This is a genomic window from Pseudomonas sp. LTJR-52 (assembly GCF_003691465.1).
Lineage (GTDB): Bacteria > Pseudomonadota > Gammaproteobacteria > Pseudomonadales > Pseudomonadaceae > Chryseomonas > Chryseomonas luteola.
Genome location: NZ_CP033105.1, coordinates 2,643,264 through 2,664,925, shown reverse-complemented (window position 1 = coordinate 2,664,925; position 21,662 = coordinate 2,643,264). Strand labels below are relative to the sequence as shown.

The 21,662-nt window shown below is 55.9% G+C and carries 22 protein-coding genes and 1 pseudogene; 16 read left to right on the top strand and 7 right to left on the bottom strand.

Features of this window, described 5'->3' with window-relative positions; all coding sequences use genetic code 11:
- The first annotated feature begins 79 nt into the window (after window positions 1-79).
- From EAW52_RS12505 to EAW52_RS12485, 5 genes are all read left to right on the top strand, one after another.
- Window positions 80-460, top strand: a complete 381-nt coding sequence (locus tag EAW52_RS12505) for a hypothetical protein (protein ID WP_083603064.1) — start codon at window positions 80-82, stop codon at window positions 458-460.
- A gap of 144 nt (window positions 461-604) precedes the next feature.
- On the top strand, window positions 605-1,069 hold the full coding sequence (locus EAW52_RS12500; RefSeq protein WP_010798185.1) for a DUF2243 domain-containing protein: 465 nt from the start codon (window positions 605-607) through the stop codon (window positions 1,067-1,069).
- Window positions 1,070-1,090: 21 nt separating this feature from the next.
- Entirely contained in the window at window positions 1,091-1,912 is an 822-nt protein-coding gene (locus tag EAW52_RS12495) for a cytochrome c oxidase assembly protein (protein ID WP_122042645.1), read from the top strand.
- 79 nt (window positions 1,913-1,991) lie between these two features.
- Window positions 1,992-2,306: a hypothetical protein gene (locus EAW52_RS12490; protein WP_122042644.1), complete on the top strand. Its 315-nt coding sequence runs from the start codon at window positions 1,992-1,994 to the stop codon at window positions 2,304-2,306.
- A gap of 151 nt (window positions 2,307-2,457) precedes the next feature.
- Window positions 2,458-3,534, top strand: coding sequence for an alpha/beta fold hydrolase (locus tag EAW52_RS12485; RefSeq protein WP_122042643.1), 1,077 nt, complete (start codon window positions 2,458-2,460; stop codon window positions 3,532-3,534).
- 1 nt (window position 3,535) lies between these two features.
- Here the strand turns inward: EAW52_RS12485 and EAW52_RS12480 are convergent, their stop codons facing one another.
- Window positions 3,536-4,315: an IclR family transcriptional regulator gene (locus EAW52_RS12480; RefSeq protein WP_122042642.1), complete on the bottom strand. Its 780-nt coding sequence runs from the start codon at window positions 4,313-4,315 to the stop codon at window positions 3,536-3,538.
- A gap of 97 nt (window positions 4,316-4,412) precedes the next feature.
- Between EAW52_RS12480 and EAW52_RS12475 the strand changes: the two genes are divergently transcribed.
- The 5 genes and pseudogenes from EAW52_RS12475 (at window position 4,413) to EAW52_RS26845 (ending at window position 10,652) form a co-directional block, all read left to right on the top strand.
- On the top strand, window positions 4,413-5,945 hold the full coding sequence (locus tag EAW52_RS12475; protein ID WP_122042641.1) for an MFS transporter: 1,533 nt from the start codon (window positions 4,413-4,415) through the stop codon (window positions 5,943-5,945).
- The gene (locus EAW52_RS12470) at window positions 5,942-6,973 is read left to right on the top strand and encodes an HlyD family secretion protein (protein WP_122042640.1); all 1,032 of its coding nucleotides are present in this window, start codon (window positions 5,942-5,944) and stop codon (window positions 6,971-6,973) included. The genes EAW52_RS12475 and EAW52_RS12470 overlap by 4 nt, the downstream gene beginning before the upstream one ends.
- Window positions 6,973-8,403: an efflux transporter outer membrane subunit gene (locus EAW52_RS12465; RefSeq protein ID WP_122042639.1), complete on the top strand. Its 1,431-nt coding sequence runs from the start codon at window positions 6,973-6,975 to the stop codon at window positions 8,401-8,403. The genes EAW52_RS12470 and EAW52_RS12465 overlap by 1 nt, the downstream gene beginning before the upstream one ends.
- 107 nt (window positions 8,404-8,510) lie before the next feature.
- Window positions 8,511-9,794, top strand: a pseudogene (locus EAW52_RS26850) (HAMP domain-containing protein); the annotation flags it as partial.
- Between the two features lie 102 nt (window positions 9,795-9,896).
- Complete coding sequence (locus EAW52_RS26845; protein WP_372238918.1) at window positions 9,897-10,652, top strand: methyl-accepting chemotaxis protein; 756 nt, start codon at window positions 9,897-9,899, stop codon at window positions 10,650-10,652.
- A gap of 146 nt (window positions 10,653-10,798) precedes the next feature.
- On the opposite strand, the gene EAW52_RS12455 is transcribed toward EAW52_RS26845, so the two are convergent.
- The 4 genes from EAW52_RS12455 to EAW52_RS12440 form a co-directional block, all read right to left on the bottom strand.
- Window positions 10,799-11,074: a GNAT family N-acetyltransferase gene (locus tag EAW52_RS12455; protein ID WP_162997629.1), complete on the bottom strand. Its 276-nt coding sequence runs from the start codon at window positions 11,072-11,074 to the stop codon at window positions 10,799-10,801.
- Window positions 11,075-11,188: 114 nt separating this feature from the next.
- Window positions 11,189-12,370, bottom strand: a complete 1,182-nt coding sequence (locus EAW52_RS12450; RefSeq protein ID WP_122042636.1) for an MFS transporter — start codon at window positions 12,368-12,370, stop codon at window positions 11,189-11,191.
- Window positions 12,371-12,426: 56 nt separating this feature from the next.
- Window positions 12,427-13,191 (bottom strand): SDR family oxidoreductase, encoded by a 765-nt coding sequence (locus tag EAW52_RS12445; RefSeq protein ID WP_122042635.1) that lies wholly within the window; start codon window positions 13,189-13,191, stop codon window positions 12,427-12,429.
- 31 nt (window positions 13,192-13,222) lie between these two features.
- Entirely contained in the window at window positions 13,223-14,020 is a 798-nt protein-coding gene (locus EAW52_RS12440; RefSeq protein WP_122042634.1) for an SDR family oxidoreductase, read from the bottom strand.
- A 104-nt stretch (window positions 14,021-14,124) separates the two neighbouring features.
- Between EAW52_RS12440 and EAW52_RS12435 the strand changes: the two genes are divergently transcribed.
- The 3 genes from EAW52_RS12435 to EAW52_RS12425 all read left to right on the top strand — a co-directional run bounded on the left by EAW52_RS12435 (window position 14,125) and on the right by EAW52_RS12425 (window position 17,508).
- Entirely contained in the window at window positions 14,125-15,081 is a 957-nt protein-coding gene (locus EAW52_RS12435; RefSeq protein WP_122044794.1) for a GlxA family transcriptional regulator, read from the top strand.
- Window positions 15,082-15,407: 326 nt separating this feature from the next.
- Complete coding sequence (gene kdgD / locus EAW52_RS12430) at window positions 15,408-16,319, top strand: 5-dehydro-4-deoxyglucarate dehydratase (RefSeq protein WP_122042633.1); 912 nt, start codon at window positions 15,408-15,410, stop codon at window positions 16,317-16,319.
- Between the two features lie 133 nt (window positions 16,320-16,452).
- Complete coding sequence (locus tag EAW52_RS12425) at window positions 16,453-17,508, top strand: Ldh family oxidoreductase (protein ID WP_122042632.1); 1,056 nt, start codon at window positions 16,453-16,455, stop codon at window positions 17,506-17,508.
- A 40-nt stretch (window positions 17,509-17,548) separates the two neighbouring features.
- Here EAW52_RS12425 and rnk read toward each other — a convergent pair whose 3' ends face one another.
- The gene (rnk, locus tag EAW52_RS12420) at window positions 17,549-17,962 is read right to left on the bottom strand and encodes a nucleoside diphosphate kinase regulator (RefSeq protein WP_122042631.1); all 414 of its coding nucleotides are present in this window, start codon (window positions 17,960-17,962) and stop codon (window positions 17,549-17,551) included.
- A 239-nt stretch (window positions 17,963-18,201) separates the two neighbouring features.
- Here rnk and EAW52_RS26405 point away from each other — a divergent pair, with 239 nt between their 5' ends.
- Window positions 18,202-18,336: a hypothetical protein gene (locus tag EAW52_RS26405; protein ID WP_010798202.1), complete on the top strand. Its 135-nt coding sequence runs from the start codon at window positions 18,202-18,204 to the stop codon at window positions 18,334-18,336.
- Window positions 18,337-18,404: 68 nt separating this feature from the next.
- Here the strand turns inward: EAW52_RS26405 and EAW52_RS26400 are convergent, their stop codons facing one another.
- Window positions 18,405-18,557 (bottom strand): hypothetical protein, encoded by a 153-nt coding sequence (locus tag EAW52_RS26400; RefSeq protein ID WP_256680793.1) that lies wholly within the window; start codon window positions 18,555-18,557, stop codon window positions 18,405-18,407.
- A 704-nt stretch (window positions 18,558-19,261) separates the two neighbouring features.
- Here EAW52_RS26400 and EAW52_RS12410 point away from each other — a divergent pair.
- On the top strand, window positions 19,262-19,897 hold the full coding sequence (locus tag EAW52_RS12410) for an MEDS domain-containing protein (protein WP_122042630.1): 636 nt from the start codon (window positions 19,262-19,264) through the stop codon (window positions 19,895-19,897).
- Between the two features lie 41 nt (window positions 19,898-19,938).
- The gene (locus EAW52_RS12405) at window positions 19,939-21,564 is read left to right on the top strand and encodes an ATP-binding protein (protein WP_122042629.1); all 1,626 of its coding nucleotides are present in this window, start codon (window positions 19,939-19,941) and stop codon (window positions 21,562-21,564) included.
- The last annotated feature ends 98 nt before the right edge of the window (window positions 21,565-21,662 follow it).

Genomic DNA, 21,662 nt, shown 5'->3' with positions numbered 1-21,662 from the left:
TCATTCAAATAATGATTAATTGCATCGAACCTGCTGCATAGAACACTGTCATAGCGCCATCATTGCATGGAGCGACTTAATGGCAACCCCAAGGAAACACCCGAATCACAGGCTGAAGGCCGCGCAAACCCTCATGTTAAGCCTGGCTTTTTTGGGTGCCTCTTTCTCCTCAATCACAGTGCATGCGGCTGAAGTTTCGTTTCGTGAAGCAGGTCCCGAGCAAACCTGGCATGTGCAGACAGACAACGTGTTGGTGCGTAAATGGCCTGTTGTGTATGACACAGCAGCGGCTCGGCGGGGGAATGTGCAGACTCGTCTGGCAGCTGGCACATCCGTACGGGTAGTGGATACGCGTGAATACAAGCGCTGGAAAAAGATCCAGATCTCTACGGATGATCAGCAGCCGGTAGAGGGATGGATTGAAAGCAAGGATGTACATTCCGCCATACGAGTAGAGTAATAAATTGCCTGACAGGTAATTGCTGCCTGCGCTGAACCATTGGCTTTCCTCGAACGATCCCGCTCGTCTTGCGTCTTACTTCACAGAGGCTTGTCCAGACCACTGGATAAGACGAGTGAGTGACCGAGACAAGAAGGAATGCCCATGGCTACCGGAACATCAGCCACGCTTCTGGCGCGCCGATCCCTGACAGCTGCGTTGCTTATTGGGATCGGCTTCATGGCCGCCATCGATGAAATCATTTTTCACCAGGTCTTGGCCTGGCATCATTTTGTGGATCGTGGCACGGGTGCTTTCGCCTTGCTTTCCGATGGCATCCTGCATTCGGCCGAACTCATTCTGATTATTGTCGGGTTTTTCATGGTGGCCGAACTGCGGGAGCGTAAAGCCTTTGCCAAACCCCAGGCCTGGGCCGGCTTCTTCATGGGGATGGGGGCATTCCAACTGTTCGATGGCCTGATTGACCACAAAGTCCTGCGCCTGCATCAGGTCCGATACGTCGACAATCTAATGCTGTATGACCTGCTCTGGAACCTCGCAGGTATCGTATTGCTGCTGATTGGCCTTTTATTGCTGAGAAGAGCCCGACGCACCTACGTCAGCCCATAACCCCTAGGAGCCTTGCTGATAATGCATGCCTATTTCCTGGGGCCGGGCCACGTAGCGGTATTCCCGATCCTGCTGGCTATCATCGTCTGGTTGTTCTACTGCTTCGGTGTAATCTGCTTGCAGCGACAAAGACGGACATGGTCCGGCTGGCGTACGCTCAGCTTTGCGGCTGGCATCGCCCTGATCGTAGTCGCCTTCATGCCACCGGTATCGAGCTTTGCTCATCAGGACCTTCGCGGACATATGCTCCAGCACCTTCTGCTGGGCATGTTTGCGCCGCTGGGCCTGGTATTTGGCGCACCGGGTACGCTGGTGCTGCGCACTATACCCATTGATACGGCACGGGTACTGGTTCGCCTGTTGGCGACGCGCTTCATGCGTGTGCTGACTCATCCGATTACGGCGGCGCTTCTGGATATAGGCGGTATGTATGTTCTGTATCTGACCTCATTTTTTGTGCTAAGCCAGAGTAGCCCATGGGTTCATACCTGGCTGCATCTGCACTTTATCCTGTCGGGGTATCTGTTCACCTGGGCCATTGCCGGACCTGATTTCGCGCCTCATCGGCCTACGCTGCGCCTGCGGCTGGTCGTGCTGTTCATCGCTATGGCCGCCCACGCAGGGCTGGCCAAGATCATGTATGGGTTTGGCTATCCCCATGGGCTTGGTTATGCGCGTACCGAGATCGAATCTGCCGCTCAATGGATGTACTACGGTGGTGATTTGGCAGAGGTGCTACTGGCCGTTGCGTTCTGCAGGGTGTGGTTTCGTCATCGCAAACGCCTCCAGGCCCAGGCATACAGTCATCAGCCGCTGGTTTATGGGCTGACCAGGACAGGATAAGGAGAACCTGCATATCCTTTCAGTTATCGAAGCGTTAAAGACGTGCTAGATTCGCGTTCCCACGGCTAGAGGTCCCGTTGTGAAAGAAGATAAAAGCCCCCATACCCATCTCAATACCGATGAGCCCGAGCCGCCGCCCAGTAAGGCCGGTTGCCTCTGGATGACCGTCGGTGCCATTGCCTTTGCCTTCGCACTATTTGGCGGCATGATCTATCTCTTTACCCGCGGGCCTTCGCCTCAGGTTGAAGCCAACGAACGGAGTACGATCGAAGCCTGTCATCAGCGCGCTGATGCTGCCGCCGCTGGCTCAGGGGAGCGTCTCTCGATTCAGCAGTCCTGCCAGGAAATGGAAAAGCAGTTCATCAAGAAATATGGCCACGCGCCTAACCAGTAAGGTCCTACACGGCGGCTTTCAGCGTTAGGCTCCAATTATTCAGAGGGTGTTGTCTGCCTTGCCAGTACACGCCCTTTGTCGTCTCTCTGGTTCTGACCGGAACCTCCGGTCTCATATTGTGGCCCACACCTTGAACAGGTTTGGAGGTCACATGAACAAGTCATCTTTCAATTTCGACAAGAAACGCTTGATCTTGAGTAGCGTGGCGGCGGCCTGTGCACTGGCCATGCCCCGTGGAGGGCTGCGCAGTATGGTGTCGGCTGCAGCGGCGTTGGGGCTGGGTAGTGCGTTGCTCAAGCCGAGTGCCAATGAGGCGTCAATCGATGCGAATGAGCAGGCAGCGCCCGAGCTTATTCGTACAGCCCTCGTCAATGGCATCACTATGCGGTGGGAGGAGCACGGTGATTCCGACCCAGGTGCAGTACCCGTCATCATGGTACATGGTATTCCTACTCATCCACGTCTGTGGCGTTATGTGATTCCGCAGGTCTGTAAGCCGGGTGTGCGTTGCCTTGCCTGGGAGCTGGTGGGCTTTGGCTGGTCGATGGAAGAGGGCCTTGAGCGCGACATCTCGCTCCCCAAACAAGCGGACTACCTGTACGACTGGCTGCAGCACATGAACATCACCCAAGCCGTCTTCGTCGGACATGATCTCGGCGGGGGCGTACTTCAGGAACTCCTGGTCAGGCATCCTGAGCTCAGTAGCGGATTGGTGCTAGTCGATAGCGTCGCGTATGACAACTGGCCCGTTCCTACGGTGCGCCTGGCCAAACTCAAGGCGTCGGTCATCGAACAGCTTCCACCCAGTCTGTTCAAGCCACTCTTTTTAAGCGGTGTGTACAACTTGGGACACGATAATGAGGCCCGCCGCCAGGAGTCGATCAGCCTGCATTGGCAGCCGTACTCGCGAACCATCGGCCCCAAGGCCTTTGCGCATCAGATCAGTTGTCTGGACTCGAAAGACACCCAGGCACTGGCGGGAAAGCTGTCCGTCATCCGTGGGCCCAAGCGGATCGTCTGGGGAGATTCGGACTCCATTACGTTCGCTTCAGGCCAGCAGTTGGCAGCTGAGCTGAACGCCTCTCTGGTATCCATTCCCGGCGGGCGACATTTCAATCCTGAAGACCACCCGAGCATTGTCAGTCAGGCAATCAGCGAGGTGCTTCAGTTAACCGACAAAAATGCTGGAGTCGATCCATTGGTTGCAGAAGGTGCAGAACTCGCCTGACTCATCCAGCCGGCGGATGATCGACCTGAGGGCTACGCAGCGCGTCGGCTAGTGCGTTACGGCAATCTGTTAACGCGCGGCGCAGGCCCTCGTCATTTGCCTCCATCCGCCAGGCAGGGCCAACCAGGGAAATGGCATACCTGCCCTGAGGCGTTTCAATGCCGATAGCCATGGCATGGACACCCAGCATGTGCTCTTCGCGATCATAGGAAAAGCCATCCTCCCGAATCTGCTGCAACTCATCGAGCAAGGCGGGCAGGGTGGAAAGGGTCTTGTGGGTAAGCACTTTTAGCTCGGGTCCAAGCAGCTGGGTTACTACGCTGTCCGTCATGCCCGACAGCAGCATTTTTCCACCCGAAGTAGCATGGATGGCCAGAAAGTTACCGGGGGTGGGTGCTACTCGTAGTTCCTGACTGGATATAACCGAGTGCAGCACCATCAATTCAGCGCGATTGGCATGCACCAGTACAGCCGTCTCGCCGGTGTGCTTGGACAACTCTTCCAGAAAGGGGCGCACCCGCTGGGTGATATCGCCATGGCTCCGGGACGCCAACCGGATCAGGGCTGGTCCTAACCGCACGCCGCCAGCGCCATGAACCTCGAGCAGCTGCTCCAATGCCAGTGCATCCACCAGCCGCTGCACGGTGGAGCGGGGCAGGTCGATGCGTTTGGCGATAGCGCCAAGGCTTAGCCCTGCGGGTTCATTTTCAAGGCAGCGAAGGATGGCTGCGGCCCGTGAAATGACCTGAATGGCACCACGTTCCGGCTCAGAGGTCGTCATGGATATTGTCCTGTGTATCACTGTTCGGTACACTGTACCGCATATTGCTTCTGCACCATAGGCTCAGTTTCGAGCCCTTTTCGTTTCTGGAAATTCTATGTCTCCTACTGCGCCACCGGCGCCAGCTCCAGCACCCTTTGGCTGGCGTTTGGCTATTGGACTTATCGGTGTCCTGATTGCAGCGTTGACTTCAGGTCTCAACGACCGCGTAACGGAAATCGCCCTTGCAGATATACGGGGCGTATTTGGAATCGGTCATGACGAAGGCACCTGGATCAGCGCATTGTACGGAGCCGCCGAGGTGTCGGCGATGCTCATTTCACCGTGGCTGGCGGTCACGTTCTCGCTGCGCCGATTTGCTATCGGGGTAACACTGGCGTTTGCCTTCCTGGGATTGCTGTGTCCGTTTGCACCAGATCTGCCATCGCTGCTGTTTCTACGCGTCCTCCAGGGATTGGCCGGAGGGGCATTACCGCCGCTCCTGATGACGGCGGCGCTACGCTTCCTGCCCTGGCATATCAAGTTGTATGGTCTTTCAGCCTATGCTCTGACCGCGACGTTTGGCCCAAACCTTGCCGTACCGCTGGCTGCCGTCTGGACGGATTATCTGGACTGGCATCTGGTGTTCTGGCAGGTGGTGCCTTCCTGCCTAATCGCCGCCGCCTGTATCGCTTATGGCTTGCCGCAGGACCCGCTGCGTCTTGAGCGCTTCAAACAAGCCGACTGGCTGGGTGCACTGCTTGGGTGTGGTAGTGTGGCTATGTTTGTGATTGCCCTGATGCAAGGGGAGCGGCTGGACTGGCTGGCTTCGCCACTGATCCGCACGTTGTTCATCGGCGCTGCCATCCTGTTTCCTCTGTTTCTGATCAACGAGTGGTTTCACCCGCTTCCGCTGGTAAAGCTGCAATTGCTCAGTCGACGCAATTTCTCGTTCGGCATTATTACGCTGGCCAGCTTTCTGATCCTGGGCATGTCGGGTGTGGCAATTCCGTCCGCGTATCTTGCCCACGTGCATGACTATCGTCCTCTGCAAACCATGCCGATTGCGCTGATGATCGCCTTGCCACAGCTTCTTATGGCGCCATTGGTAGCCACTGTCATCAATCGCAACTGGGTGGACTCCCGCTGGGTCATTGCCTGTGGCCTTGGCCTGATGACACTGGCCTGTCTGGGTGGCTCGCAGCTGACAAGCGACTGGATTCGGGACGATTTCTATACCCTGCAAATCCTGCAGACCCTGGCGCAGCCGATGATTGTGGTTCCGCTGCTCATGTGCGCCACGGGTGTGGTGCAGCCTATTGAAGGCCCTTTTGCCTCTGCCACCGTCAATACCGTACGAGGCCTTTTCTCTGTAATCGGTGCGGCGCTGCTGGAGCATTTCATCACGGTGCGCGAGCACTTTCACTCCAATGTCTTGCTTGACCGGCTCGGGTCAGCGCAGGCCCAGCTATCGCCTCTGCTGACCAACGATTCGATGTCGGCCTTGAGCCACCGCGTTCGCGAGCAGGCGTTCGTCCTGTCGTTCAGCGACGCCTATCTGGCGCTGATCGGCGTCGCGGCATTCATGCTGCTGGTCCTGCTGACCCTGCCCAAGCGAGCTTATCCACCTCAACCTCCGGTAATGCCATGAGTCATAAAACCGCGTTTTCTCTTGTCGGCGTCGCCGTTGTGCTTGGCGCCCTGTATGCCTGTGTCCATGTCGCCCAGAATGATGGAACGCAAAGCACAGACGATGCTTTTATCACCGCTGATTCGGTGCTGGTTGCCCCCAAGATCGCAGGTATGGTGTCCGAGGTGCTCGTCTCGGATAACCAGCCAGTCAAGGCAGGCCAACTGTTGGCCCGTATCGATGATCGGGACTTCGTGGCGGCGCAGGCTTCGGCTCAAGCGGCTGTGAAGGCTGCTGCGGCCGAGGTGGCTAACCTGACCGCTGAAATCGATCGTCAGGCTGCCATCATCGATCAGGCGGCGGCGACGGTACGTGCCACCGATGCGTCGCTTTCATTTGCCCAAGCCAATGCCAAGCGCTATCGCAACCTGTCCAAGGCAGGGGCCGGTACCGTCGAAGAGCAGCAGAAGGCTGAGGCCGAACTCCTGCAATGGCAGGCCGCCAGGGACCGGGACAGTGCAGCCCGCGTCGCGGCCCAGAAGCACTTGGCCGTACTCAAGGCGCAGCGCGATGTCGCAATAGCCACCCAGGAAAAGGCCGAAGCTGCACGCGAACAAGCCGACCTGAATGTCTCTTATACGCACATCGTGGCCCCTCGCGATGGCGTGATTGCCCAGCGCTCGGTTCGGGTGGGTGCGTACGTAGCGCCGGGCAAACCGTTGCTTGCCGTGGTACCGGTCAGTGAAGCCTATGTGGTTGCGAATTTCCGTGAAACACAGCTGGGAAGGATGCAGGCCAATCAGCCGGTCGATGTGCGGGTCGATGTTTTCCCGGATCAGGTCCTGCATGGCCATATCGACAGTCTCGCACCCGCTACGGGTCTTGCGTTTTCAGCGATTGCACCCGATAACGCCACCGGCAACTTTACCAAGGTCGCCCAGCGGGTCCCGGTCAAGATCGTGTTCGAGCCTGATCAGCCAGCCGTTGCCAATCTGCGTGTAGGGTTGTCGGTGGTGGCGACTGTTGATACTCAGGGAGAGGTTCACTGATGCGCCGCTCTCTATTGGCTATCACGTTGGCCGTGCTTTCCGGGTGCAGCGTGGGACCTGATTTTCATAGACCTGAGGCGGTCCTGCCCGAGGCCTGGCAAGGCCCGTCACAGGCCGTTGGCAGCGTGACGGTTAGCCATCCCATTGAAAAGGCGTGGTGGACACAGTTTAACGATCCACTCCTGACCTCACTCGTTGAGCGGGCCGCCTCCACCAACCTGGACCTGGCCCTTGCCAGCAGCCGCCTCGAGCAGAGTCGTTCGCTGTTGCAGGTTGCCGGTGCCGATGTACTGCCAGACGTCTCGGCCACAGGAGGCTACCAGCGTGCACGCAACAGCGAGCAAGGCCTTATGGATGCCTCGGGCAATAATGGAAAGTCCGACTTCAATCTTTGGCAGTACGGCCTCAAGGCAAGCTGGGAGGTAGATCTTTGGGGCCATGTCAGGCGTACCCTGGAGGCTGCCAACGCAGGCGTTGCCTTGAGCGAGGCTGAACGGAATGGCGTCGCCTTGAGCATTGCGACAGAAACCGCAGCGGACTACCTGCGCCTGCGGGGTGTTCAGGCAACGTTGGCGGTTACCCAGCAGAACCTGGATATTGCCAAGCAAAGTCAGGCACTTACCAAAACCCGTTTTGAGAATGGTGTAACAACCAACCTGGATACTGCCAACTCGGCTGCCCAGGTTGCCACGATCGAAGCCCGTATTCCGTTGCTAGAGGCAGAGGAGGCCCGTCTCATCAATGCCTTGAGTTATCTGCTTGGCCAGGAGCCCCATGCGCTCGGCCAGGAGTTGGGACAGCCGCGAGACTTGCCAGAGCCGCCGTCGGCCGTACCGGTGGGGTTGCCGTCGGAGCTTGCCCGTCGTCGTCCGGATATCCAGAAGGCCGAAGCAGCTCTGCATCAGGCTACAGCAGCCGTAGGCGTGGCTCAGGCGGATTTCTACCCACGCATCAGCCTGGGCGGCAATTTTGGCTTCCAGGCACTGGAAGGCTCTAATCTCGGTTTGTGGAGCGCCCGTCAGTTCTCGATGGGTCCTAGTCTTTATTTACCGATCTTTCAGGGCGGTCGTCTGACCGGTACGTTGGAGCTGCGTGAACGTCAGCAGCAGGAAGCGGCCTTGAATTACCGGCGTACTGTATTGGCTGCCTGGCACGAAGTGGATGATGCCTTGACCTCCTATAGTGCCGAGCAACGCCATCATGCAGCGCTGGAGCAGGCTGTAAGTCAGAACCGTATCGCGCTGGAAACAGCCCAGGCCCGATACAAGGAAGGCGCCATCGACTTTATCAACGTGCTTAATGTCCAGCGTGAGCTAATCCAGACTCAAAGCGCGCTGGTAGACAGTGCTACCCGCGTTTCGACGGACCTGGTTCAAGTGTACAAGGTATTGGCCGGTGGATGGCCGAAAGCTTCGGGCCATCAAGGTTAAACCGTAACCCTGCAATAGGAATGTTTAAATTCTTCATAGGGATAATCTAATCAAGCGCAGCGGGAGTAGGCCGATAGCAAAGGCATCAATTTAATCAGGCCTTTACTATGTTCAACCGTCTTTCAATCCAGCTGAAGATCACTGCGCTGGCAGGCTTATGCCTGCTGGCTATTGTGACACTGCTGGTCGGTGCGTCTCTTTACCAGGCCAAGCGTAGCGGTGAGGTGGTCAAGCAGACCAGCTTCAGCATGCTTGAGCAGTCCGCGGAGCTTCGCTTACAAACCTCAGGCGAAGCCCAGGCGCTGCGCATCCAGCGAGACTTCATGAGTGCCTATCACTACGGACTGGGCCTGGCAGGCCAGGTCAAACTGCTGAGTGAACAGCAGGCAAGAGGGGCTATCAGTGCCCGTGAATTGCGTCAGGAGCTGGTTGAGGTCGTGGGCAACGCACTCAAGGCACGCCCTGACCTGTTGGGGCTGTACATTGCCTTCGAACCCAACGCACTAGACGGACAGGACAGACAGTTCATCAATGCGGAAGAGGAAAGCAGCAACGCAAGTGGCCGTTTTGCCTTGTACTGGTCTCAAGGGGAGCCGGGAACATTCGATTTCGAATCAATGACTGAGGAAGAGCTTACCAAGACGACTCCCGGGCCGAGTGGTGCAGCCTATAACGCTTGGTACACCTGTCCTCGTGATACGCGGAAGGCCTGTCTGCTGGACCCTTATTTCGATGAGGTGAATGAGCAGCAGGTCCTGATGACCAGCATCGCCCTGCCTATTGAGCAAAACGGCAAGGTGACCGGTGTTATCGGCATTGATATCAGCCTGAACACACTTCAGCAGATTGCCGAAAAAGCCAGCGACAAGCTGTACAAGGGGGAGGGCGAGGTCAGCATCATCAGTCCAGCTGGTCTCCTGGCGGGTCACAGCCTGGATGCCAAGCGGTTGGGAGAGTCCCTGGACAAGATCTATGCCAGCCAGGCAGGTGAGCTGAAGCAGGCTTTGGCGACAGGAGAGTCTGCCATGTTGTCCCATGATGATCTGGTACGTGTCATCGAGCCGATCAGGCCCATCCCGGAAGCCAAGCCGTGGGGGATCCTGCTTGAGGCGCCCAAGAAGCTGGTTCTGTCCCGTGCCATTCAACTATCCGATGAGCTGGACGAGCGGCGCGTTTCCGACAGTGTGTTCTCGGTTGTGGTGGGCCTGATTGCGGTGCTGAGCGGTCTGGTATTGATGTGGTTCGCTGCCCGCAGCGTAACCCGGCCGATTCTGGCCGTTGCCGCCATGCTCAAGGACATCGCCAGTGGTGAGGGTGACCTGACCCGCCGCCTGGGATATGCCAAGCAGGACGAATTGGGACAGTTGGCGGGCTGGTTCAACCGGTTCCTCGACAAGCTCCAACCCATTATTGCGGACGTAAAGCGCTCGGTTCAGGATGCGCGTACAACGGCGGACCAGTCTGCGGCCATTGCGACTCGTACAAGTGAGGGCATGCAGCACCAGTTCCACGAGGTGGAGCAGGTTGCAACGGCATCTCACGAGATGAGTGCCACGGCCCATGATGTCGCCCGCAATGCTGCGCAGGCCGCAGAGGCTGCGCGTGGCGCTGACCATGCAACCCATGAAGGTCTGGACATCATTACCGAGACCACGCGCAGCATCGAAAAGCTGGCAGCTGATATGAGCGCGTCCATGAGTCAGGTCGAGGGTCTGGCGGAAAGCAGCGAGCAGATTGGCAGCGTTCTGGAGGTAATCCGGGGGGTCGCCGAACAGACCAACCTGTTGGCGCTGAATGCTGCCATCGAAGCGGCACGGGCTGGTGATGCAGGCCGAGGCTTTGCGGTCGTGGCCGATGAGGTGCGTGGTCTTGCCAAGCGGACCCAGGAGTCGGTCGAGGAGATTCGTCAGGTGATCGAAGGGTTGCAAAAGGGCACACGGAACGTAGTGGACTCCATGCACGATGGTCACCGGCAGGCTCAGGGTAACGTCGAGCATGTAGATAAAGCTGTGTTGGCCCTGCGTCAGATCGGTGACGCCGTCTCGGTCATTACCGAAATGAACCTCCAGATTGCCAGCGCCGCTGAAGAGCAAAGCGCCGTGGCAGAAGAAATCAACCGTAATGTCAGCGGTATCCGTGAGGTAACAGAGTCGCTTTCAGGGCAGGCGGAAGAATCCGCGCGGGTCAGCCAGTCGCTGAATGCGCTGGCCAACCATCAACAGACCCTAATGGATCAATTCAAGGTGTGACAGCAAAGGCCGCCCTCCGGGGCGGCTTTTCATTTTTGACCGTCTTTTACGGTGCCGTACTATCCCGACTGCATCTGGTATACAAACTTCCACTCCTTGGTTACGGACATGCTGAGCCGATCGTAGGGCCGCTTGGCTGGGTTGTTCTAGAGTACGGTCAAGACCACCGGTATGGATGCACACCGCGCTTCACGCAACAGATTTGTCACCAGGGTAGTGGCAATACCGTTGCCCTGTTGCTCCGGGATGATTTGGAGCTGAAGCAGTTTCCACGTACTGTCTGATTTCACTACCTTGATGATCCCTATGGGTGTGTTCTCAAGCACTACCAGTTGGCCACTTTCAAGGTGCGCCAATACCCGGGCCTTATGCTCTTCCTCGGAGCGCTGCATACCGGCTGCCACTTCATGAGGTACGAGCACGCGTCTCCTCAAACCAAGAAGAAAAGACACATCTGCTTCTGATATCGGCTTGAGGGTCAGCGTATCCATACGGCTCTTCTACGATGGGTCGTTGTGGTTAACCTTTCATACGATTTACGCCACTGGAATAGCAGCCTTAGTCTGACTGTATGACACCACAAGGCAGACAGTTGCCATAACAAAGAACAGTAATGAGGCGCTTAGCACGCCTGTATAGCCATAGGCAGGATAGACCCAGCCTGCCACTGCCGATCCAAATCCGATGCCGCAGAACATAAAGGATGCTGTCAACGCCAGGGCGATACCGCGTCGTTCCGGCATACGCTCGACTACCCGCCGTTGCTGTGACGGCCATACCACATCCGTAGCGAACGCCCACAAAACCAGCACAGGCAGCAGCCAGCCCAGGCGAGCGGGACCGTATCCCAAGAGTAGAAGCGTTAAGGCCAGGAGGCTGATTCCGGATAGAAGCATATGCTCTGCACTGTAACGTCCGGCAGCCCGTGTCACGAACAGGTTGCCTGCTACGCCCGCTATGCCCAGCACGGCCAGGGCAACAGACACGTCTTCTGGCCCACCGTGATACACATCACGGATGATGGGGGACAGAAACGCATAGGTAGAAAACACGCCTGAAGTGATGAAAAACACCACCAGAAAGGTACTGAGCGAACCAAGGCGTGTGAGCAGGGATACAACCGTTGAAACCGCAATGCGCTCACCTTGCACATGGTCGGGAACGAATCGGGCAATCAGAAGGGCAGTCATGAAGCCCGCGACGCTCAGCATCAGATAAAGCGAGCGTACGCCCCAATGCTGAGCAATCCAGGCGGCCAAGGGAATGCCTGCCATCCCCGCCACGCTCAATCCCAACAATACAATGGCAATGGCGCGGCCTTGCTGGGCCCGGTCAACCAGGGCTGAGCCCAGTGCACCCAATACCGGACCGATAAAGCCTGCGCCCAATCCCATAAGAACGCGAGCCAGCACCAGCACGCCGTAATTAGGCGCCAGTGCGAATAGAAGCGAAGCGCTGCTGAACAGGCCCAGGCCAAGCAGAACCTGCCGCCGTCTGGGTAGATGTCCCAGAACGACCTGCAGCAGGGGCGCAGCCAGAGCAAAGGTGATGCCAAACAGGGAGATCAGGTAAGCGCTTTGGGTATCGGTCAGCGCCCATTCCTGGGAAATTTGCTGCAGACAGCCAACCACGGACAGAGCACCTACCGCCTGGACGAAATACGCAAAACTCAAGGACCGCAGCGCAAGTAAGGTGGGTGAGGCGATAAGACCTTTCATGAGCGTCTCCAGTGAATCATTCAGGCCACCCGTGACGAGTGGCCTGATTAGCGTGGTCAGCCGACAGGAATGGGATTGGCGATCAGGGCCTGGTTGAATTGCTCTACCAAGGCATGTTCACTAGGGCCGGGATTGGCGCGGAAGGCCGCAACACGATCGACAATGACTTCCGTTTCAGCGCTTTGCAGCTTCTCCAGAATCTCTGTAATGAATTCATCCAGCGGCATGGCGCGTGGATCACCACTCTTGTGAATGAGATCGGTATCGACCCATGGCGGTGCGATTTCCAGCACCTTTACTGACGTATCCCGAAGCATGAAGCGCTGCGACAGGCTATAAGAGTGAATCGCCGCCTTGGTGGCGGAGTACAGTGCGGTAACTGCCAGCGGTACATAGGCCAGAATCGAACTGTTGTTGATGATGTACGCTTCGGGCTGCCGCTTTAGATGTTCTACAAATGCAGCACTGACCCTGACCGGACCCAGGAGGTTGGTCGTGAGCAGCTGCACCGCCTGTTCATCGTCCAGTGCGCCGGAGGCCGCATTATCGAACGGCATGACGCCGGCATTGTTGATGATGATGTTAAGGGTAGGGTGGCGTTCGATGACTGTTTGAGCGACGGCTTTGATCTGCTCGGGATCGTTGATATCCAGCGCGATGGTGTCGATACCGGGATTAGCCCTGGCGACTTCATCGAGCAGTGCTTGGCGTCTGCCCGCAACGATGACCTTGTTCCCACGTTGATGAAAGGCTTCGGCCAGTGCACGACCAATGCCAGACGTACCGCCAGTGATGAAGATAGTGTTTCTGCTTGTGTTCATGGTGAAGTCTCCTGGTTGAATGTAGAAGTGATTAGTACGAGGCGTAGCGGGAAGCAGGCGTATTGCTGGAGAGCTGCGTAGCTAGGGCCTGGCGGGCCGCCTCGAGGGCTTCCCAGCGTTCGATCGCGTGCAAGGAAGGAATGGTGATCAGCTCGCCCTGGTCAAAGCCGGCCAGCGCTGCTTTCACCAGGTCTTCCGGTGACATGACGATGCGTTTGTCGAGGTTTTCCAGCGGCAGACCGCCGATATCCCAGAATTCAGTGGCCGTAGCGCCGGGCAGGACGGCCTGTACGCGGATGCCTTTGTCGGCCAGCTCATGGCTCAGAGACTGAGAGAACGCCGTCACGTACGCCTTGCTGCCGCCGTAGACGCCATTGAGGATCTCTGGTGCAAGGCTGACGATGGAGGAGATATTGATAATGGCGCCTTTGCCGCGGTGGACGAATCCCGGAACGGCAGCGTAGGTAAGGCGAGTGAGTGCCGTCACGTTCAGGTCAATCATTCGCACCATCTGCTCGACATCGCTCCCGAGCAATGGGGTGTGAGTACCGACTCCCGCGTTGTTCACCAGAAGAGTGATGCTGGCGTCTTCCTTGAGCTTTGCCTCAACGGCTGCTAAAGATGATTTATCGTTGAGATCGGCAGGCAGGACCTCCACAGCTCGTCCGGTCAGCGTGGCGATGCGCTCGGCTTGGGTATTGAGCCGCTCACGATTGCGGGCAACCAGAATCAGGTCATAACCGCGACGGGCCAATTGCTCGGCATATACCGCGCCGATACCGGAAGAGGCGCCAGTGATGAGTGCAGTGCCTTGATGAAGAGTGTTCATGATGCTGCTCCGTTTGGGTGGGTGTGGAGGCATCATGCAGTGAATTGACCGCGGCCTAAATGACGTTTATGGTGCGTTTTCAGGACATCGCCAGGGAGACGATCATGCACCGGGTAGGTTACATACTGTCAAACGGGTTCCAGATCCTTTCACTGGCGACGCAAACGGTTTTCGAATACGCCAACGTGGTGGCAGGCGAGCCTTTCTACGAAGTCGAGAACTTCTCGCTGGAGGGCGGCGAGGTCCGCTCCTCGCTTGGCCTGACGGTGGGTTCCCATGCGCTCGGACCCCATAGCCAGGCGGATACCTGGATCGTGGCGGGGGTAAACAATCCACTGGCTGCACCATCACCTGACGCTGTGCTTGGTTTTATTCAGGACGCCAGTACCCAGGCGCGCCGGATGACCGCAATCTGTACCGGTGGCTTTGTACTGGCGGAAGCTGGATTACTGGCGGGACGACGTGCGACCACCCATTGGGCATATGCACGGGAGTTGCAGCGGCGTTATCCTGAGATCCGTGTCGAGGAAGACCGTATTTATATTACGGACGGTCCGATGTGGACGTCAGCCGGGATGACGGCAGGGCTTGATCTGACGCTTGCAATCGTGGAAAAGGATTTGGGTAATGAGGTTGCCCGGTCGGTAGCACACAAGCTGGTCATGCACCAACGACGTGCCGGTGGTCAGAGTCAGCATTCCGAAATGCTAAACCTTGCACCTAAGTCTGATCGTATCCAGAACGCCCTGAACTATGCCCGACAACACCTGAGCCGCCCTTTGAGCGTGGAAGAGCTGGCCGAATCCGTTCATCTCAGCCCGCGTCAGTTCAGCCGTGTCTTTACTGCGGAAACTGGCCAATCACCTGCCAAGGCTATCGAGAGTCTTCGCCTGGAAGCGGCTCGACTCATGATCGAGCAAAGCCGTCACTCGTTGGATGTGATTGCCAAGGAAACCGGCTTTCGTGATCGTCGCCATATGCGAGAGGCCTTTATACGCGGCTTCGGCATGCCACCACAGGCAATACGGCGAGGTAATGCGATGACTGAGGAGGTGCTCTGAAGGGAAGGGCGCATATAGCCGTGCGGCAAGATGCTTGGCAATATTCAATCGGTTGGAAGCATAAAAAGGACTGGGAATAAGCCAACTCTACCGATTTGAATAAGAACGGTTAGGTTCTTCATGCAGCCAAGCCATAACGCCTATTGGTCCTGTAATTGTAAGAAATTGTTCTGTTGTTTCAGCCACTTGTTCTAGGTTGCGCCTTTCCAGTCCGGCATAGACTCTCGTCTAGGTTGCACTTTACTTTCTATAGTCATACGATGTCGTACAACAAGTAGCGGTTATTCCTTATAGCCACGTATGCCATCAAACAAGGTGCAACAAAAATGACTCCACAAGAACTCAAGCACACCCTTTCCTCCGGATTGCTGTCTTTTCCGGTAACCGATTTCGATGCGCAGGGCGACTTCCGCCGCGATACCTACATCAAGCGCCTGGAATGGCTGGCGCCCTACGGTGCTAGCGCCCTGTTTGCGGCTGGCGGCACCGGTGAGTTCTTCTCGCTGGACCAGAAGGAATACTCCGACATCATCAAAACGGCCGTGGACACCTGCAAGGGCATGGTCCCGATTCTGGCCGGTGCCGGTGGCCCAACCCGCGTGGCGATCCAGCAGGCTCAGGAAGCCGAGCGTCTGGGTGCCCAGGGCATCCTGCTGCTGCCGCACTACCTGACCGAAGCCAGCCCCGAAGGCGTGGCCGCGCACGTCGAGGCGGTGTGCAAGTCCGTCAACTTTGGCGTGGTGGTGTACAACCGTAACGTCTGCCGCCTGAAGCCTGACCAGCTGGAAATGCTGGCTGAGCGCTGCCCAAACCTGATCGGTTTCAAGGATGGCATGGGTGACATCGAGCTGATGGTCTCCATCCGCCGTCGTCTGGGTGATCGCTTTACCTACCTGGGTGGCCTACCGACCGCTGAAGTCTATGCCGCGGCCTACAAGGCGCTGGGTGTACCGGTGTACTCCTCGGCGGTGTTCAACTTTGTTCCCAAGACGGCCATGGACTTCTACAAAGCCATCGCTGCGGATGACCACGAGACTGTGGGCAAGCTGATCGATGATTTCTTCCTGCCGTACCTGGACATCCGTAACCGCTGTGCAGGCTATGCGGTAAGCATCGTCAAGGCTGGTGCGAAGATCGCAGGTTACGACGCCGGTCCGGTACGTGCACCGCTGACTGATCTCAAGCCTGACGAGTACGAGCGTCTGGCTGCGCTGATGGACAAGCTCGGTCCTCAGTAAGGTTATGTGAGTGGGCTGGCCTATCAGGCTGGCCCACCAGCTAATAAACCTGCAAGACTGGCCGCCTGCCTGGCCATTTCCATAACCCATTTCAAATGCTTCTCTGACACGACAATTCTAAAAAGGAGAATCCATGACTGCCTCAAGCGCTTCCCAGACTCATGCTTCTGGGCAAGACACGGTTCACCTTACGCTTGATGACGTACGGGCACTGGCGACGCGTGTGCTCCAACACTATGGCTTTACCGCACCTCATGTCCGCTACGTTACCGAAACGTTAGTGGCTGGCGAGCGCGATGGATGTTCATCCCATGGCCTGTATCGGCTGTTGTCCTGCATCAATACCTTCAAGGCAGGCAAGGTCTCTCCTGATGCCGAGCCAGAACTGCATGACATGGCGCCCGCTCTGATACGCATCGATGCCAAGGGTGGCTTTTCGCAAGTCGCTTACCAGGTGGCATTGCCACATCTGATCCAGAAAGCCAAAACATTGGGTATTGCTGCATTGGGCATCAACCATTGCGCTCATTTCTCAGCCCTATGGGCAGACATCGAACCGCTTACGGATGCCGGTCTGGTTGCCTTGGCCTGTACGCCCAGCCATGCCTGGGTGATGCCTGCCGGTGGGAGCAAACCACTTTTCGGAACCAACCCTTTTGCCTTTGGCTGGCCTTGTCCAGACAAGCCGGCATTTATCTTTGATTTTGCGACCAGCATGGTGGCGCGGGGTGAAATTGAGCTGCATCGCCGCGCTGGCAAGCCTATTCCTGAAGGCTGGGGCGTAGACGCCGAAGGCAGACCTTGTACCGATCCGGCCACCGTGCTCGACAAGGGCGCCATGCTGACGTTCGGAGGGCATAAAGGCTCAGCCCTGGCTGCGATGGTGGAGCTGATAGCTGGCCCTTTAATCGCCGACATGACCAGCGCCGAGTCGCTGGCATTTGATAACGGCGCACGGGTTACTTCCATGGGAGGCGAGTTGATTATTGCTATCGACCCACAACGCTTTTTGGGTGAGCAGGCCGATGCCGAGCTTGCGAGAGCAGAAAAACTGTTTGAGGCCATGGTAGCCCAGGGCGCGCGTCTACCTTCGCAGAGGCGTTATCAGGCTCGTGAAAAAAGCCTGCGTGAAGGAGTCTGGATACCCAAGGCGCTCTACAACGATATCCAGGCGTTGCTAAGCGCTTGATCCGGCAGGAGGAGCACGCCTGATGCTCCTCCTGACCTGCCTACCGGTGATATTGCCCGGCCTGTTCAGGCTGAAAGGGGATATCCATGATCCTGACCTTGAGCATTCCTTTACCTGGGGTCGGCCACTCAATGTAGTCCCCGATGGACAGCCCCAGCAGCGCACTGCCTACCGGGGCGAGGATAGAAACCTGCCCCGAATCGCCTGCAAGATCCTTGGGATACACCAGTGTCTTGCAGAATTCCTCACCTGTTGCGTCCATGCGAAAGCGCACGGTTGAGTTCATGGTGACGACCGTAGGCGGTATCTCATGCGGATCGACAATATCAGCTCGACCAAGCTCCTCCTGTAAGGCGGTTTGCATGGAGTGTTCGTTGGCCGGCAGGGACTCGAGCAAATCTTCTATCCGCTCAAGGTCCAGTGAGGACACGACAATATCCGGTTTCATGGTCATAAAGGCTCTTGTTGAAAGTGTGCATCCTGTTGTGAATGCTGGGGAAATAACGTCTTGCACGAAGTCGAGTATGGACCGCTTATCCGCTTTCAACTACCTGAAACCATTAACGCCTGTTTCTGTAGGCAGTGCGATCCCTTGCAGGGAGGAGGCGTGCTGAACAGGCTTTGCGGTTTGCAAGCGTTTGTTGAACGCATGGCCTGATCAGGTATCAGATGACAAACACGCAGAGGTGACTTATGAGCAACCCGGAAAATATGCCTGATCAAGGCCAGACGCCTGACGAATACGATGAATACGGTGACGTTCCTGATACCCAAGACACGCCTAACATGGATGAAAGACCAGACGTGGACGACAGTCCGTTAGGGTGATACTGGGCCAGCAAGACCTGAACAGCCGTCAGGGGCGGTTGCATCAGTGAGGCAAAAACGCACGAAAGCTAAGGCAGATACTCCACCAGGGTAGGGTCAAGGCCTGCCAGCTCTTCATTGATGAGGGCACCGATGATTGCCCAGTCGCCTCCTGCAAGCCCGGCACCAATGCAAGGATAGCCGATACGACATCCCGAGAGTCCTTGCCGAATCGCCCTCATGACTGCGCGGATAGCCTCATAATCTGCCTTGACGCCCTTTCCGTGCCAGAGAAACTGAGTGTAAGCATTTACTACTGTAAGCTCGAGGTTGCCCCGCTTAATTCGGGCGCATGAGTAAGTGCCCGTTTTTCCCGTACTCCTTTCGAAGCTAGGCAATCAGCTTCATAGGCTTCAGGAAATACCTATTTATAGACTTAGCGATTCCTACACCCATTTGGCACTGTAATTACATCCATGGACGATAACGTTGGACTGGCCCGCTAGAGCAAGTTTGACCAAATCTCCTTTTATTACCGGCATGATTCATAGGCCTCTTAAATAAGATTAGTGTAACTGATTGTATGTAAACGCATAAAACAGCCAGCAAGCTGAAGAGAGCCTGTACACTATTACCTATTCAAAGACCTTGTTTTTGACAAGCGAGCACACGAAAGCAATTTTTGACCCCTGCACATTTAGGCCGTGGCAAGGTTCTTGCGTCTTATAAGGTAACGACAGAAAATTGTTATCTAGACTCAGCCCAAATGACTGGCTGGTCAGAATCTGTTTATTAAGCAAATAAAATCTTCTGCTAAATGATATTTAGCACTAAGCTTCTTCGCTAGCTAAATTGCCAAGCGGTAGAGGCAATTAGCCATCTTGGATGGGATTTCAAATTCAAGCTCGTCACGTCAGCTGCTGGTTGTTCTAGAGGACATCTACACATGAACGAATTGTCATTGGCAGGCACACAAATTGAACACTTTCATGTCTGCGCTTTTTTCGATAGTCGTGAGCAGGAGTACGATGTCCTGGCTCCTTTTTTCAAGGAGGGGATTGATCAGGGCGAGAAGAATATACATATCGTAAATCCTGCCAAGATGGATGACCATCGGGTACGCCTTAACAAGGCGGGAATCGATACTCATGCCTGTGAGGCCTGTGGGCAACTTGAGGTTCAATCGTGGCAGGGTGCCTATCTTGATGAAGCCGGCACCTTTAATAAGGACCGCATGCTCAATACGCTGGAAAGTGCCTGCAAAGCCGCGCGGGAAGCTGGATTTCCACGCGTGCGTATCATGGGCAATATGGACTGGGTCTTTAATGATGTGCCTGGTGCTAAAGACATTCTGGCGTACGAGGCCGAAGTAAATGAAGTGCTTTCCCAGAACCGCCAACCAGCCGTATGCGTATATGACATTGCAAAAATGTCCGGCTCCATGATGATGGATCTCTTACGTACCCATCCGTTGACGCTTATCAATGGTGTAGTACAGGAAAATCCCTTCTATACCCCAGCATCAGAAATGCTGGCTGAGCTTGCCAAGCGTCAGGTCAAGGAAGACGCCTCGACCACCTGATATGTTATTTTCCCCCTTTCATTTCGCCTTTTTGGAAGACAATGAACCGTTACCCTGAATTATTACCGGTTCCCTCCCAGGAAGGCGATTCCTCAGAACGTGGTATTCGAGACCTGATGGGTCTTCTCGCCTTACCCGCCTTGTGGGCAGGGCGAGAGGGTGAGACGGTTCTTCGCCTCATGATCGAGGCCGCCGAACGTATCGTTCCCCTTCGCTTTAGCTATGCTCAGGCGCTATTGGCTGATAATCCATCGTTCAAAGGTCTTTTGCGAGTCGAGGGCCGTTATTGCCAGGGCGAAGAGCTATCTCGTTGGGAAGTTACAGCCGAAGCCTGGAAAAACACGCGTGTTCCTGACGGGCGAGCCTATGAGTCAGATACTCCATTGGGGTCCATGTACATTGTTCACTTGAGCATGGGCTATGGAACGTATGGTGGAAAAATCTGGTTTGGTTCTTCTGCGCCAGGTTTTCCAAGCATCAACCAATTAGCTCTTTTACGAGCTGCTGCTTCATTGGCTGCTACAGGATTACAAGCCGCAAGGGCAGATTTTGAGCGTGAGCAGGCCAGTCGAGCCAAAGATGAATTTCTAGCGATGCTGGGGCATGAGTTGCGTAATCCCCTGGCACCCATTGTCATGGCGCTTGGATTGATCAAAAGAAGGCATCAGGGCCTGTTTCCGCGAGAGCTGCAGATCATCGAGCGGCAGGCTGATCATTTGTCGCGTCTGGTGGATGACCTGCTCGATATTACGCGCATCACTCGTGGAAAAATCGAAATCAATAAAGAGCCTACAAGCATAACAGGAGTAGTGCTCCAAGCCCTTGAGAATACAAGTGCGCTTGTTGGTGACCGGCGTCAGCAGATCACTCATATATTTCCCGATGAAGAGGTCTGGGTGTCAGGGGACTCCGTCCGCCTGACCCAGGTTTTTACCAATCTACTGACCAATGCGGCCAAGTACACTCATGTTGGGGGCCAGATAGAGGTCGAGGTAAAGGCCGACGGCGAACAGGTTTCTATTCTGGTCAAAGATAATGGCTCTGGTATCAGCCCTCAGTTATTACCCCGTATTTTCAATATTTTCGAGCAGGGTGCGGTTACCATAGATCGGGCGAAAGGCGGATTGGGTATTGGTCTGGCCTTGGTCAAGAGTTTCATAAGCCTGCACGGAGGAACGGTAGCGGCTAGCAGCGGCGGTGTTGGCTGCGGTTCTACTTTTACGGTTACGTTGCCACGGCTTTTGTTGGCGATCAGCGAACCAACGCAGGTCCCTGAGGAAGATAGCAATACGGTAGTAAAACCGGCGCGGATCCTGATTGTTGATGACAACCTTGATGCGCTTGAAAGTACCCAGGCTGTCTTGCGTCAACAAGGACATACCGTCCAGGCAAGCAGTAATCCATTCGATGTACTGAATATAGTCCGTGAGTTCAAGCCCGAGGTTGCAGTGCTTGACATAGGGCTGCCCGACCTGGATGGTTTTCAGTTGGCCTCTATGCTCCGTGAGCATTTTCCTTCATCAGCGCTAGGATTGATTGCTTTGACCGGTTATGGGCAAGTTAAAGACCGGGAGCGTTCCAAAGCGGCAGGTTTTGATGTGCATCTGGTTAAGCCGGCTTCACTCCATGACCTGACAGCTGCTATTACACGTCTTTCATCAAAATAGATATTCTTTCCTGGTTTATAGCCTACCTATGCGAGCGCAGGTTTAAACAGGATGAAAAGCCGGGTTATTGAAGAGTAAGCCTTGAGCCATGAAGCGGG

What these genes read in the sequence shown, in the direction of transcription:
- EAW52_RS26405 (WP_010798202.1), top strand. Translation starts at nt 18,202, where the DNA reads ATGAGCAACCCGGAAAATATGCCTGATCAAGGCCAGACGCCTGACGAA.
- EAW52_RS12405 (WP_122042629.1), top strand. Translation starts at nt 19,939, where the DNA reads ATGAACCGTTACCCTGAATTATTACCGGTTCCCTCCCAGGAAGGCGAT.
- EAW52_RS12470 (WP_122042640.1), top strand. Translation starts at nt 5,942, where the DNA reads ATGAGTCATAAAACCGCGTTTTCTCTTGTCGGCGTCGCCGTTGTGCTT.
- EAW52_RS26845 (WP_372238918.1), top strand. Translation starts at nt 9,897, where the DNA reads ATGCAGCACCAGTTCCACGAGGTGGAGCAGGTTGCAACGGCATCTCAC.
- EAW52_RS12505 (WP_083603064.1), top strand. Translation starts at nt 80, where the DNA reads ATGGCAACCCCAAGGAAACACCCGAATCACAGGCTGAAGGCCGCGCAA.
- EAW52_RS12445 (WP_122042635.1), bottom strand. Translation starts at nt 13,191, where the DNA reads ATGAACACAAGCAGAAACACTATCTTCATCACTGGCGGTACGTCTGGC.
- EAW52_RS12425 (WP_122042632.1), top strand. Translation starts at nt 16,453, where the DNA reads ATGACTGCCTCAAGCGCTTCCCAGACTCATGCTTCTGGGCAAGACACG.
- EAW52_RS12435 (WP_122044794.1), top strand. Translation starts at nt 14,125, where the DNA reads ATGCACCGGGTAGGTTACATACTGTCAAACGGGTTCCAGATCCTTTCA.
- EAW52_RS12440 (WP_122042634.1), bottom strand. Translation starts at nt 14,020, where the DNA reads ATGAACACTCTTCATCAAGGCACTGCACTCATCACTGGCGCCTCTTCC.
- EAW52_RS12410 (WP_122042630.1), top strand. Translation starts at nt 19,262, where the DNA reads ATGAACGAATTGTCATTGGCAGGCACACAAATTGAACACTTTCATGTC.
- EAW52_RS26400 (WP_256680793.1), bottom strand. Translation starts at nt 18,557, where the DNA reads ATGAGGGCGATTCGGCAAGGACTCTCGGGATGTCGTATCGGCTATCCT.
- EAW52_RS12500 (WP_010798185.1), top strand. Translation starts at nt 605, where the DNA reads ATGGCTACCGGAACATCAGCCACGCTTCTGGCGCGCCGATCCCTGACA.
- kdgD (WP_122042633.1), top strand. Translation starts at nt 15,408, where the DNA reads ATGACTCCACAAGAACTCAAGCACACCCTTTCCTCCGGATTGCTGTCT.
- EAW52_RS12485 (WP_122042643.1), top strand. Translation starts at nt 2,458, where the DNA reads ATGAACAAGTCATCTTTCAATTTCGACAAGAAACGCTTGATCTTGAGT.
- EAW52_RS12475 (WP_122042641.1), top strand. Translation starts at nt 4,413, where the DNA reads ATGTCTCCTACTGCGCCACCGGCGCCAGCTCCAGCACCCTTTGGCTGG.
- EAW52_RS12495 (WP_122042645.1), top strand. Translation starts at nt 1,091, where the DNA reads ATGCATGCCTATTTCCTGGGGCCGGGCCACGTAGCGGTATTCCCGATC.
- EAW52_RS12480 (WP_122042642.1), bottom strand. Translation starts at nt 4,315, where the DNA reads ATGACGACCTCTGAGCCGGAACGTGGTGCCATTCAGGTCATTTCACGG.
- rnk (WP_122042631.1), bottom strand. Translation starts at nt 17,962, where the DNA reads ATGACCATGAAACCGGATATTGTCGTGTCCTCACTGGACCTTGAGCGG.
- EAW52_RS12465 (WP_122042639.1), top strand. Translation starts at nt 6,973, where the DNA reads ATGCGCCGCTCTCTATTGGCTATCACGTTGGCCGTGCTTTCCGGGTGC.
- EAW52_RS12450 (WP_122042636.1), bottom strand. Translation starts at nt 12,370, where the DNA reads ATGAAAGGTCTTATCGCCTCACCCACCTTACTTGCGCTGCGGTCCTTG.